Source organism: Nocardia sp. CA-135398 (assembly GCF_050955845.1).
GTDB lineage: Bacteria > Actinomycetota > Actinomycetes > Mycobacteriales > Mycobacteriaceae > Nocardia.
In genome coordinates this window covers 2,671,679-2,683,623 of the sequence record NZ_CP192084.1, presented here as the reverse complement: position 1 = coordinate 2,683,623, position 11,945 = coordinate 2,671,679, and the positions used below count along the sequence as shown (strand labels likewise).

Below are 11,945 nucleotides of genomic sequence, written 5' to 3'. Positions count from 1 at the left end.
CACCGAGCAATGCGCGATTGTGTCGACGGCACACCAGTTGACGTTCGCTTACGCGGTACCGTATCCGCTCGTGCTGGTGCTGCTGCCTCCCTCCGAAACCAAGTCCGATGGTGGAATCGATGTGCCGCTGGAGCTGGAGTCGCTGGCGATGCCGCAGCTCACGGCGGTGCGCGACCGGCTGATCGACGAGGTCGTCAAGCTGGCCGCCGATCCGGACGCCTCGCGGGCGGTGCTCGGGCTCGGCAAGGGGGCCGATACCGAGATCGCACGCAATTCGACCTTGCGCACCTCCGCCACCCGGCCCGCGCTGGAGCGCTACACAGGCGTGCTCTACGACGCGCTGGATGCCCGCTCCTTCACCAAGGTCCAACGCGCCAAGGCCTATGCCCGACTCGGCATCGGCTCCGCACTGTTCGGGGCTGTGCGCGCCGATGACTTCATCCCCGCCTACCGGCTCTCGGGTGGTGCCAAACTTCCCGGCCTCCCAACGCTTTCCGCCATCTGGCGCGATGTCCTACCCGACGCACTGGTCGCCGAGGCCGCCGGTGAACTCGTCATCGACCTGCGCTCAGGCACCTATCAGCAGCTCGGACGGATTCCGGATGCCATCACCGCCAATGTCCTCACCGAACACCCCGACGGCTCTCGAACCGTGGTGAGCCACTTCAACAAGCACCACAAAGGCCTGCTCGCCCGCGCATTGGTCCTGACCCGCGCCGAACCCACGGACATCCGCGCCGTAGCCCGCATCGCCACCAAATCCGGCCTGCGCACCGAAATAGCCTCCCCTACCGAACTCCTCATCATCACCAGCTGACATACGGCTTGCGAGGCGGATGACCGTTGCTGGTGCAGAACCAGTGCATATAGCACACAGGTCGCAACTTGTGTGCGGCGTGCGCTGGCGCTGCGTGGGTGCTTCACTCACGAAAGTCGGTGGTTACCTTGGTTATCCGCGTTCGGTGGGATGCCAGGTGCCGGTTCGGTTGAGTCGGTGGGCGAATGCGGCGGCTCGGGCCAATCGTGTCAGCCAACGGTCCGGGGTGTCCAGGTCGGGCCAGGTCCAGCGGACGACGGCCCAGCCGAGGGCGCGCAGGGCGTCCTCGCGAAGCTTCTCGGCGATCACGATGGATTCGGGCCAGCCGGGGCGGGAGTTGTTGCGGTACTTGATCATTCCATCGAATTCGCCGATGACGCCCAGCGCCGGGAACAGGAAGTCGACTCGGGCGACGAATCCGCCGTTGATATCGAGAATCGTCGACTGGAGTTCCGGTGTGGGCAGTCCAGCGGTGCACAAGACGACCCGGCTTCGCGATTCGCCGGGACTCTCGGCGCGGCCGTCGAGGAAGTCGATGACGCGGCGTGCGGCCGGGCAACCCGGGCGGCCGTTCGCCCGCAGCAGTTGTTCCGCTAGTTCGGCACGGCTGGTGCGCCCGAGACGCAGTGCGCCGTCCCCCACCACGACAGCTTGTTCGAACGGCACAGTTCTGGCCAGGTCGACGATCGTGCGCGCCACCGTCGTCACCCGCAGATCACCGATCTGCACCAGCTCGTCCGGCTCGATGGACGCGGCGTGCATCATGACCCGCCTACCCCTGCGTGCCCCGGTTCTTCGACTGCGAGTCAAATGAGCCCGTGCCATCGGAATCGACCACACTGGCAGGCCGTGCACGACAGCCGCGGAGACATGACTGACGACGGCGGCTGAACTGGAGCCCGCGGCGACCGCACCGGTGAGCACCAGATGCCTTTGTTCAGTGGTCATTTCGCTGATATCGGCCGCACTCAGGTACTGCCCCCGACACACTCGCTGCCAAGGTCGCCTGCTCAGCTCACGGCTGGTGAATCCTGCCTCCAGCGCATTGCGCCGGGAAATTGTTCGAGGTACGTCCACACCACGATGTTCTCGATCAACCTCACCCGGCCGAAAGCCCCCATCTACGGATTGTGGATAACTCGCGCCCTGTGCATAACTCCACCCCCAAAGCTCACACGCTGCGCGCGACACGCGAACCACACTGACAGCGGCTGGCGCAGACCCAGTGAGCGTCGCGCATAAGTTGCAACCTATGCGCGGCGTTCACTGGGTATGCGACACCAGCGGCGCCGGGCGATGGAGGTTCGGCGCGGTGCTGTCCTGGCCATCAGCGCTGCGCGGCGGCGAGGGCAGTGCGGATCTTTTCGGCGGGAGCGGGGGCGGCGGGGTGCTCCCAGAAGGGGAGGGCTTCGGCGTAGGGGTCGCCGTAGACGGGGGTGTTCACCTGGGAGCGCCAGCTTTCGGTGAGGGGGCCCGCGTCGACAATGTCGTAGCCGAGGGTGTCGAGTAGTTCGGCGGCGGCCTTTTTCGCGTCGATGTCGTCACCTGCGATCGGCAGGGCCGAGCGGTCGGGTGCACCGGAGGGGCGTGCGAGGGCGGCCAAGTGCGGATAGAAGATGTTGTTGAAGGCCTTGACGACCTTCGAGCTCGGCAGGTGGCGTTGCAGCAGTTCGCTGCTGGTGGAGGTGCCGTCCTCGAGTTCGGCGAAAGTCCCGTCGCGGTCCGGGTAATAGTTGTTGGTGTCGATGACGACCTTGCCCGCCAGCGGCTCCACCGGGACCTGCCGGTAGTTCTTCAATGGCACGGTGACCACGCCGATGTCACCGGCCGCGGCCGCCTCCACGGCGGTGCCAGCGCGTGCCCGCGGCCCGAGCTCAGCCACCAACTCTGCCAGCGTCTCGGGCCCCCGTGAGTTACTGACCACGACATCGAGCCCGGCCGCGACGGCCAACCGCGCCAGCGTGCCGCCGATATTCCCGCTACCGATCAATCCAAGCGTTGTCATTCCCCACCCAACCGAGGCGGCACCACGATTGTTCCCGCCGCTGCTCGATGCGTCCTGCTCGATGCTCGGGTGATCGGTCTGCGCATCCTGGACACATCCCCACGTCGATGGTGGATCCGGATGCACCGACATGCTCGGTCGACGCGGCGGTGTCCTCTGGGTCCGCCGGTGAATACAGGCTGGCTTGAAGCGACGCGACCGCGGCAGGCCGGTAGTTGTGCTCACCGATGAGTTCGGTCCGGGCGATCAGTCCTATTGGGCGAGGCCTTCGGAAACTAGCTTGGGAGTAGCACATGGTGATCGTCGCCGGACATATCGTCGTAGACCCACAGCAGCGCGAGTCCTACCTGATGGGCTGCGTGAGCATCGTCGAACAGGCTCGGTCGGCCCCTGGCTGTCTCGACTTCAGCATCGCCGCCGATCTGCTGGACGATGGACGTATCAATGTCTTCGAACGCTGGGAATCGCAGGTGGCGGTTGATGCCTTCCGCGGGAACGGTCCCAGCGACGGGCAGCGCGCCGCGATACTCGCTGCCACGGTCTCGGAGTACGACGTCGCGGAAGTTCGCGCACTGATGTGAATACTCGTCATGCGAATTTCGGCACGCGCGCCGTCACCGCGGTGCGGCTGCCACCGATGATTTCACCGGGCGGCTAGGCAGAATCGTCAGAGGATGTGACGGTCGGCGATGGTCAGGGCACGATCGAGAATGTCCAGTCCCTCTTTGGCCTCGGCCTCGTCGATGATGCACGGCGGAACGACGTGCAGTCGGTTGAAGTTGACGAACAGCAGCAGGCCCGCCGCCTTGGCCGCGGCGACCGTTTCGGTCATGGCCGGGTCGGTGCCGCCGTACGGTGCGAGCGGTTCGCGAGTTCGCTTGTCCCGCACCAGTTCCAGCGCCCAGAACACACCGATCCCGCGCACATCACCGACGCTGGGATGGCGTTCGGCGAGTTCGCGCAGGCCGGGCCCGAGAATGCGGGTGCCGATGTCGGCGGCGTTCTGCACGATTCGCTCGTCCCGCATCGCGTTGATGGTCGCGACCGCGGCAGCCGTCGCCAGCGGATGACCCGAATAGGTCAGCCCACCCGGGTACGGACGATCATCGAAGGTCGCCGCGATAGCGGGACTGATCGCGACACCGCCGAGCGGCACATAACCGGAGTTCACGCCCTTGGCGAAGGTCAGCAGATCGGGAACGACACCATCGAAATGCGCTATGGCGAACCACTTTCCGGTCCGGCCGAACCCCGACATCACCTCATCGGCGATGAAGACGATGCCGTATTTATCGCACAACGCCCGGACACCCGCCATATACCCGGGCGGCGGAACCATGATTCCCGCCGTGCCGGGAATGGATTCGAGCACGATCGCCGCGATCGTGTCCGGTCCCTCGAAGACAATGGTCTGCTCGAGATGCGCCAAAGCCCGCTCGGCTTCCTCGGTTTCGGTGCTCGCATGGAATTGCGAGCGGTACAGGAACGGACCGAAGAAGTGGACCACGCCGCTATTGCCGTGGTCGTTGGGCCAGCGCCGCGGATCGCCGGTGAGGTTGATCGCGGTCTCGGTGCCGCCGTGATACGAGCGGTAGCGCGAAAGCACCTTGTAGCGGCCGGTATGTAGGCGCGCCAGCCGAACCGCGTGTTCGACGGCATCGGCGCCGCCATTGGTGAAGAAGATCTTGTCGAGCTCGCCCGGGGTCCGCTCGGCGATCAGTCGGGCCGCCTCGGAGCGGGCATCGTTGACGTGCTGCGGTGCGACGGTGCACAGCTTTGCGGCCTGCTCCTGCACCGCGGCAACGACCTTCGGATGTTGGTGTCCGATATTGGTGTTCACCAGCTGCGAGGAGAAATCCAGCAGGCGATTGCCCTCGCCGTCCCATACGTAGCAGCCCTGGGCCGCGGTGATGGTCATGGGTGTGCGGTGTGCCTGTGCGGACCAGGAGTGGAAGACGTGGCGGCGGTCGAGCTCGTAGGCGCGGTCGACGGCCTGCCGGGCGAGTTCGGGCGTCGACGCATTCGGGAGGGTCATCGAATTCTCCTGCGTAGCTACTTGTTCTGCGGGAATCCGAGTTCGAGTCCGCCGTGGCTTGGATCGAGCCAACGCGACGTGACAGCCTTGCCCCGAGTGAAGAAGTGCACGCCCTCGGCGCCGTGCGCATGCGAATCACCGAACAGTGAGTTCTTCCAGCCACCGAAGCTGTAGTAGGCCATCGGAACCGGAATCGGCACATTGATGCCGACCATGCCGACCTCCACCTCATTGTGGAAGCGCCGGGCGGCGCCGCCGTCATTGGTGAAGATGGCGGTGCCGTTGCCGTAGGGGTTGGCATTGACGAGTTCGAGTGCCTCGTCATAGCTGTCGACGCGCACGACCGAAAGGACCGGCCCGAAGATTTCGTCGGTGTAGACACTCATTTCGGTGCCGACATGATCGAGAATCGTCGGCCCGAGCCAGAATCCATCCGCCGCGCCATCGGCTTGGACGCCGCGACCGTCGAGAACGACACTGGCACCGGCGGATTCGCCCGCATCGATATAGGCGGCGACCCGATCGCGATGCTCGCGGGTCACCAGCGGACCCATATCGGTATCGCGGACACCGTCACCGGTCCTGATGGTCTCGGCCCGCTCGGCGATCTTGGCGACCAGCTCGTCGCCGACCGGACCAACCGCCAGCACCACACTGATCGCCATGCAGCGCTCCCCCGCGGAGCCGAATCCGGCATTCACCGCGGCATCGGCGGCCAGATCCAGATCGGCATCGGGCAGGACCACCATGTGGTTCTTGGCGCCGCCGAGCGCCTGCACGCGCTTACCGCTGGCGGTGCCGCGCTGGTAGACGTACTTCGCGACAGGTGTGGAGCCGACGAACGAGACGGCCTTGATATCCGGATTGTCGAGCAGTTCGTCGACCGCGACCTTATCGCCCTGCAGCACATTGAAAACCCCTGCGGGCAAACCGGCTTCGTGCCACAACTCGGCGAGCCACAGCGATGCGGACGGATCCTTCTCACTGGGCTTGAGCACCACGGTATTCCCGGCCGCGATCGCGATCGGGAAGAACCACATCGGCACCATTGCCGGAAAATTGAACGGCGATATCACCGCGACCGGGCCCAGCGGCTGGCGGATCGAAAAGATATCCACCTTCGTCGAGGCATTCTCGGTGAATCCACCCTTGATCAAATGCGGGACACCGCAGGCGAATTCGACAACCTCCAGGCCGCGGTTCACCTCACCGAGCGCATCCGAACGCACCTTGCCGTGTTCGGCGGTGATCAGTTCGGCGAGTTCTTCATTGCGCTCGTTGAGCAGTTCACGGAATCGGAACAGGATCTGGGTGCGCCGCGTAAGCGAGGTGTCGCGCCAGTCCGGGAACGCGGCCTTGGCCGATGCGATCACCGCCCTGGCATCCTCGATACCGGCCAGTGCGACCTGCCCGGTCACCACCCCGGTCGCCGGATTCGTCACCGGCGCGGTCGCCGAGCTCGTGCCCGCGAACGGTTTGCCGTCGAGCCAGTGCGCGATCGTCTGCATATTTCCTCGATTCGATGCTGAGCGCCGAATGGTGTCGTGGTTCCGACTCTGCACCATCGAGACCCGATTTCTGCCCGACGTTCTGTATTCGATATCGGATTTCCTATTACGATTCGTCGGATGCTGCTCTCTGTCGCCGATGTGCTGGCCATGCCGGTTGTGCGCGCGGGCGAGCCGGAGGTGGTCGGTGCCGCCGCGCTGGATCGGCCGGTGCGGTGGGTGCACGTCAGCGATCTGCCGGATGTCGCCGCATTGCTGGTCGGCGGTGAACTGATGCTGACCACGGGTTTGGCATTGACCGGCAGCGAGGACTCGACGGTGGCGTATCTGAATTCGCTGGCCGCCGCAGGGGTGGCCGGACTGGTCGTCGAACTCGGCGCGGCCATGCCCCAGTTGCCGCCGATCGTCGCCGCGACCGCCGACGCACTCGGGCTCCCGGTGATCGCGCTGCATCGTGTCACCCGCTTCGTCGAAATCACCGAGGCCGTGCACCGGGTGATCGTGGCCGACCAATACGCCGAACTCGAATTCGCGCGCACGGTGCACGAGACCTTCACCGAGCTCAGCGTGCGTCGCGCCGCGCTGGCCGAAATCGTCGAGACAGCCGCCGACATGCTCGATTCCTCGGTCGTACTGGAGGATCTGGCGCACCGGGTGCTGGCATTGTCCGCCCGGCACACCAGTGCCTCGGCGATCCTGGAGAATTGGGAGACCACGTCACGACTGCTGCCAGCAGACTGGGATGTGGTGCAGGTCGGTCCGCATACCCAGCGCTGGGGTCGGCTGATCCTGCGTTCGAGCCGGGTCGCCACACCGCGTGCCCGCATGGTGCTCGAGCGGGCCGCACAGACGCTGACGCTGCATCGGATGATCGATAAGGATCGCTTCGGCCTGCATCGTCAGGCGCAGACCGGACTCATCGACGACTTGGTCAACGGCCGTGTCCTCGACGAACGCGATGCCCAGGCCAGGGCTGCGGCGCTGGGGCTGCTGACCCGGCGCGTGCGCTACGTTCCGCTCGCGATCGACGTTGCCGCCCTTGCCGAATCCGATCAGGTCGCCAGGCAGCGCCGCAGCGCGGGCGTGCTCGACGCCGTCACCCACGGTCTCGGACTGTCGAAGGCCACCGCCTTGACCGCGGCCGAACACGGCGATCGGGTCGGCATGGTGCTCGCGATCCCGCGCAGCGCCGATCTCGACGACACGCTCCGCGCCGTGTGCTCGGCGATCGTCGCCGAGGTCCGCCGGGTGGACGGGGTGCGACGTGCCGTCATAGGCGTTGGCGTGGAAGGGGATTCGCTGCTCGACACCGCGCGCGAATTGGCGCATGCGGCACACGTCGCCGAGGTCGCGTTATCGCTGGAGTCGTCGGCGTCTGATCGGCCGCGCTCCCGGGACGCTACGTGGTCACGCTCCGCTGCCGCCGAGTCCGTCGCTCGCGCGGCGGGGCCGCGACCGTTCTATCGCAGCGGCGATATCCGGCTGCGCGGACTGCTCTCGCTGATCCGCAACGAACCAGGGGTGCAGAGTTTCGCCGAAACGGAGCTGAGTGCGTTGCTGCGCTACGACATTCGGCATGCGGCCGATCTGACGCGCACGTTGCGACAGTTCCTCGACGTGGCGGGCAATAAGACCGAACTCGCCAAGCGGCTCAATATCAGCCGACCCACCCTCTACGACCGGCTCGCCCGCATCGAGCGGATTCTCGATGTCGATCTCGAGGACGGCGAATCGCGCACCTCACTGCATACCGCACTGCTCATTCGCGATCTGATCGCCGATTCGAACTCCAGGACCGACAAGTGATTTCGATCGGATCGGGAATGTCGGTGAATCGGCCGACGTTTCACGAATGCATGACAGCTGTGCTCTCCGAGGAATTGAAGAAGTACCTGGACGAGTCGAAGGTCTTCGCGACCGCGGCGACGATCGGACCGAACGGACAACCGCACCTGACCGTCATCTGGCTCGAGCGCGATGGCGACGATCTGCTGTTCTCCACGACGGTGGATCGGCAGCAGGGCAAGAACCTCGCCCGTGATCCGCGGATCACGGTGATGATCAATCCGCCGGACAATCCGTACGTCTACGCGGAGATTCGCGGCACCGCCACGATCACCCCTGATCCGGACAGGGCACTGCCGGACAAGCTGTCGCACCACTACACCGGGCTGCCGTACGCCGAATTCAACCCCGCCTCCGTCAACGACGGACCCCGCGTAATCGTCCGGGTGACCCCGCGCAAGGTCACCGGTCGGCTGTGAGCCCGCGACCGGGCGGGGTTCAGCCCTGCCCGGTGGCCTCTTCGCGCGCATGCTGCGCCTGGCCGACCTCGGCCGCCGTATACCGCAGTGTCAGTGCCACCAGACCAACCAGCAGTGCGCCGATGGCGGTGACGAAAAGCACCAGCGTGTAACCACTTCCGAGGGCATCCAGCTCCGCGGGCGTCATACCGGTCGGCTTACCCGTCCGGCCGCCGTGCGACAGCGTGCGAGAGGCCGCGACCGGCGCGAGCAAACCGATCGCGAAGGGGGTGCCGAGGTTCATGAACATCTGGCCGACCGCCGAGAGCGGGCCGATATTCTTCGGCGCGACACCGACCAAGACGCACAGCGGGACGATCACCACGGCTACTCCGATGCCGAAGCCGATCATGATGAACAGCCCCAACAGCGTCGGCCAGTACCGCACGCCCCGTTCGAGCGTCGAGCCGAACAGCAGCCCGACGACGAGGAGCGCCGCGGCACCGCTCAACAACCAGCGCGGCGCGACCGTCATCGCCAGCTGCGAAGCCGTGGCGGTGCCCATACCAGCACCGATGGTGAACGGGATGAACGCGAGCCCGGCGACCAGCGGGCTGTAGCCGACGACATTCTGCACGAACAGACCGGCGAAATAGGTTGTCGCGGCCAATACTCCGCTGGCCAGGAAGATGGCGCCGAAGGTGGCGACCCGATCACGATTATCGAACAGCGACCAGGGCAGCAGCGGGTTGTCCACCCACCGCTCGGCGAGCACGAAGACGATCAACAACACCAGACCGACGCCAATCGAACCGATGATGACCGGACTGTCCCAGCCGAATTCGGGTCCCTCGGTCGCACCGAAGACCAGGGACGCGCAGGCGAGGGTGCCGAGTACGGCCCCGCGCACGTCCAGGGATAGTCGGTGGTGACTGGTGTCGCGCAGCCGCAGCACCGCGCCCGACAGGATCAACGCACCGATCGGCACATTGATCAGGAAGATCCAGCGCCAGCTCACCTCCGTGAGCGCGCCGCCGATCACCAGACCGCCGACCGAGCCGACCGCCATCATCGAGCCGAAGATCGCGATCGCCTGATTGCGCACTCTGCCCGGCGCGAAAGTGGTCGCTACCAGCGCAAGGGCGGTCGGGGCCGCGAGGGCGGCGCCGGTGCCCTGGATCGCGCGGGCCGCGATCAGCATGCCCGCGTTCTGCGCGAGACCGCACAGCAGCGACGCCAGTGTGAACAGCGCGACACCCACGATGAACATGCGTTTGCGGCCGAAGGAGTCGCCGATCCGGCCGCCGAGCAACATCAAACCCGCGAACGGCAGACCGTAGGCGGTGACCATCCAGGCGCTACCGGAGCTCGATAGCGCCAGTTCATCCTGTAGTCGGGGCAAGGCCAGAATCACCACGGTGCCGTCGAGCACAACCATCAGTTGCAGCCCGCTCAGCACCAGGATCGCCGCACCGAAGGCCCGCCGCGTCACCGGAAACGGCGTCGTAGCGGAATTGTCCGGCACAGTCAGCCACTGTAGTCAGAGCGACGGATGACAGGTAGCGGCCCGGTCCGGGGCACCACCGGCATGGACCCGGTACGCTGCGACTCCTCTTGCGCGTGCTGCGCCTCGGCCAGTTGTCTCGGCGTATAGCGCAATGTCAGCGCGATCAAGCCCGCCAGCACCGCGACCAGTGAGCAGACCGCGAGCACCAGCGTGTAACCGCTGCCGAGCGCGAAGATCTCGGCCTCGTTCATATCGGCCGCCTTGCCGGTGCGCCCGCCCATCGACATGGTTCGTGATGCCGCGATGGGAGTGAGCAGACCGATGAATACCGGCGTCGCCAGGTTCATGAACATCTGCCCCACTGCGGACAGCGGGCCGATATCGGACGCTGGCACGCCGACGAGCACGCACAGCGGCGCGAGCACCATTGCCACACCGACACCGAAGCCGATCACGATCAACAGTGGCAGCAGGGTGGTCAGGTAATTCACGCCACCGTCGAGCTGCGAGCCGACCAGCAGTCCGGCGGACAGCACGAATGCCGCGCCGCACACCAGCCAGCGCGGTGCGACGAACAACGCCGCCTTGGAGGCCACCGCGCCGCCGATGCCGATGCCGATGGTGAACGGGATCGATGCGATACCGGCGACCAGCGGTCCGTAGCCGAGCACATTCTGCAGGAACTGCGCGACGAAGAAGGTCATCGCACCGAGTACGCCGCCGGCCAGGAAGATCAGCAGGAAGGTGGTGACCCGATCGCGGTTGTCGAACAGCGACCACGGCAGCAGCGGATCATCGACGGTGCGCTCCACGACCACGAAAACGATCAGCAGCACCGCGCCCGCAACCAGCGCACCGATCACGGCCGGACTACCCCACCCCAACTCCGGGCCCTCGGTCGCGCCGAACACTATCGACGCGCAGGCCAGGGTGCCGAGCACCGCGCCCTTGATATCGAGTGCGGAGCGGTGGTGTTCGGTATCGGCGAGCTGGGACAGCGCGCCGAGGATGATCAGCACGCCGATGGGCACATTGATCAGGAAGATCCACCGCCAGGACAGCTGGGTGAGCGCGCCGCCGACCACCAGACCGCCGACCGAGCCGATGCCGACCATCGAGCCGACGATCGCAATGGCCTGATTGCGCGCCTTTCCCGGCGCGAAAGTGGTTGCCACCAATGCGAATGCCGTCGGCGCAGCAATCGCCGCGCCCGCGCCCTGCACGGCGCGTGCCGCGATCAACATGGCCTGTCCCTGCGCCGACCCGCACATCAGCGAGGCGATGGTGAACATCCCGACCCCCAGGATCAGCATGCGTTTGCGACCGAACGCGTCCCCGAGCCGGCCGCCGAGCAGCATCAGTCCCGCGAAGGTCAGGCCATAGGAGGTCACCGTCCACGCGCCGCCCGCGCTGGTCATGCCCATTTCTTCCTGCAGTCGCGGCAGCGCGAAGATGACCACGGTGCCGTCGAGCACAACCATCAGCTGCAGCCCGCTCAGCACGAGGATGGCGAGCCCGAAGGCCCGCTGCGTCACCGGGTACTGCGTCTTCGCAGGGGGATTATCGAGCACGGTGAGCCACTGTAATTGATCCGGAACCCAGGTCTCCGCTCCCGCGGGTGCGATTCATCTAGTCATAGCGAAAGTCACTGAGCGGTTGTGACACCCTCCAGTTGCGGCAGCCGAGCTGTTGTGCAATCGAATATCGCGCTCGGCGTGCGGTGGTCGCCGCCGGTTGGAGCATCGGTGAACCCGGAACGAACCGAGAGGTCTCCTCGACCAGCGTCGACGCGATGATTCGAGGAAGCGGCACGTCGATGCGCGGATGCGT

10 protein-coding genes are annotated in these 11,945 nt (G+C 65.8%); 4 read left to right on the top strand and 6 right to left on the bottom strand.

The window, feature by feature from the left end; all coding sequences use genetic code 11:
* Positions 1-70: 70 nt before the first annotated feature.
* Positions 71-817 (top strand): peroxide stress protein YaaA, encoded by a 747-nt coding sequence (yaaA, locus tag ACQP1T_RS11935; protein WP_433762153.1) that lies wholly within the window; start codon positions 71-73, stop codon positions 815-817.
* Between the two features lie 132 nt (positions 818-949).
* On the opposite strand, the gene ACQP1T_RS11930 is transcribed toward yaaA, so the two are convergent.
* Both ACQP1T_RS11930 and ACQP1T_RS11925 read right to left on the bottom strand, forming a co-directional pair.
* The gene (locus ACQP1T_RS11930) at positions 950-1,765 is read right to left on the bottom strand and encodes a hypothetical protein (protein ID WP_433760002.1); all 816 of its coding nucleotides are present in this window, start codon (positions 1,763-1,765) and stop codon (positions 950-952) included.
* Positions 1,766-2,144: 379 nt separating this feature from the next.
* Complete coding sequence (locus ACQP1T_RS11925) at positions 2,145-2,822, bottom strand: NADPH-dependent F420 reductase (RefSeq protein ID WP_433760001.1); 678 nt, start codon at positions 2,820-2,822, stop codon at positions 2,145-2,147.
* 293 nt (positions 2,823-3,115) lie between these two features.
* Between ACQP1T_RS11925 and ACQP1T_RS11920 the strand changes: the two genes are divergently transcribed.
* Positions 3,116-3,403 carry a putative quinol monooxygenase gene (locus ACQP1T_RS11920; protein ID WP_433760000.1) on the top strand — a complete coding sequence of 96 codons (288 nt, stop codon included), beginning with the start codon at positions 3,116-3,118 and terminating at the stop codon, positions 3,401-3,403.
* 86 nt (positions 3,404-3,489) lie between these two features.
* On the opposite strand, the gene ACQP1T_RS11915 is transcribed toward ACQP1T_RS11920, so the two are convergent.
* Complete coding sequence (locus ACQP1T_RS11915) at positions 3,490-4,857, bottom strand: aspartate aminotransferase family protein (RefSeq protein WP_433759999.1); 1,368 nt, start codon at positions 4,855-4,857, stop codon at positions 3,490-3,492.
* 17 nt (positions 4,858-4,874) lie between these two features.
* A complete protein-coding gene (locus ACQP1T_RS11910) occupies positions 4,875-6,365 on the bottom strand; it encodes a CoA-acylating methylmalonate-semialdehyde dehydrogenase (protein ID WP_433759998.1) in 1,491 nt (496 codons plus the stop codon).
* Between the two features lie 120 nt (positions 6,366-6,485).
* On the opposite strand from ACQP1T_RS11910, the gene ACQP1T_RS11905 reads away from it, so the two are divergent.
* Both ACQP1T_RS11905 and ACQP1T_RS11900 read left to right on the top strand, forming a co-directional pair.
* Positions 6,486-8,171, top strand: coding sequence for a PucR family transcriptional regulator (locus ACQP1T_RS11905; protein WP_433759997.1), 1,686 nt, complete (start codon positions 6,486-6,488; stop codon positions 8,169-8,171).
* A 50-nt stretch (positions 8,172-8,221) separates the two neighbouring features.
* Positions 8,222-8,629 carry a PPOX class F420-dependent oxidoreductase gene (locus ACQP1T_RS11900; protein ID WP_433759996.1) on the top strand — a complete coding sequence of 136 codons (408 nt, stop codon included), beginning with the start codon at positions 8,222-8,224 and terminating at the stop codon, positions 8,627-8,629.
* A 19-nt stretch (positions 8,630-8,648) separates the two neighbouring features.
* Here ACQP1T_RS11900 and ACQP1T_RS11895 read toward each other — a convergent pair whose 3' ends face one another.
* Both ACQP1T_RS11895 and ACQP1T_RS11890 read right to left on the bottom strand, forming a co-directional pair.
* The gene (locus tag ACQP1T_RS11895) at positions 8,649-10,133 is read right to left on the bottom strand and encodes an MFS transporter (protein ID WP_433759995.1); all 1,485 of its coding nucleotides are present in this window, start codon (positions 10,131-10,133) and stop codon (positions 8,649-8,651) included.
* Between the two features lie 2 nt (positions 10,134-10,135).
* Positions 10,136-11,686 (bottom strand): MFS transporter, encoded by a 1,551-nt coding sequence (locus ACQP1T_RS11890; protein WP_433759994.1) that lies wholly within the window; start codon positions 11,684-11,686, stop codon positions 10,136-10,138.
* Positions 11,687-11,945: the final 259 nt, after the last annotated feature.

Bases quoted from the DNA above. Each gene is read 5' to 3' on its own strand.
- ACQP1T_RS11905 (WP_433759997.1), top strand. From the start codon at position 6,486: ATGCTGCTCTCTGTCGCCGATGTGCTGGCCATGCCGGTTGTGCGCGCG.
- ACQP1T_RS11925 (WP_433760001.1), bottom strand. From the start codon at position 2,822: ATGACAACGCTTGGATTGATCGGTAGCGGGAATATCGGCGGCACGCTG.
- ACQP1T_RS11920 (WP_433760000.1), top strand. From the start codon at position 3,116: ATGGTGATCGTCGCCGGACATATCGTCGTAGACCCACAGCAGCGCGAG.
- ACQP1T_RS11915 (WP_433759999.1), bottom strand. From the start codon at position 4,857: ATGACCCTCCCGAATGCGTCGACGCCCGAACTCGCCCGGCAGGCCGTC.
- ACQP1T_RS11930 (WP_433760002.1), bottom strand. From the start codon at position 1,765: ATGACCACTGAACAAAGGCATCTGGTGCTCACCGGTGCGGTCGCCGCG.
- ACQP1T_RS11900 (WP_433759996.1), top strand. From the start codon at position 8,222: ATGACAGCTGTGCTCTCCGAGGAATTGAAGAAGTACCTGGACGAGTCG.
- ACQP1T_RS11910 (WP_433759998.1), bottom strand. From the start codon at position 6,365: ATGCAGACGATCGCGCACTGGCTCGACGGCAAACCGTTCGCGGGCACG.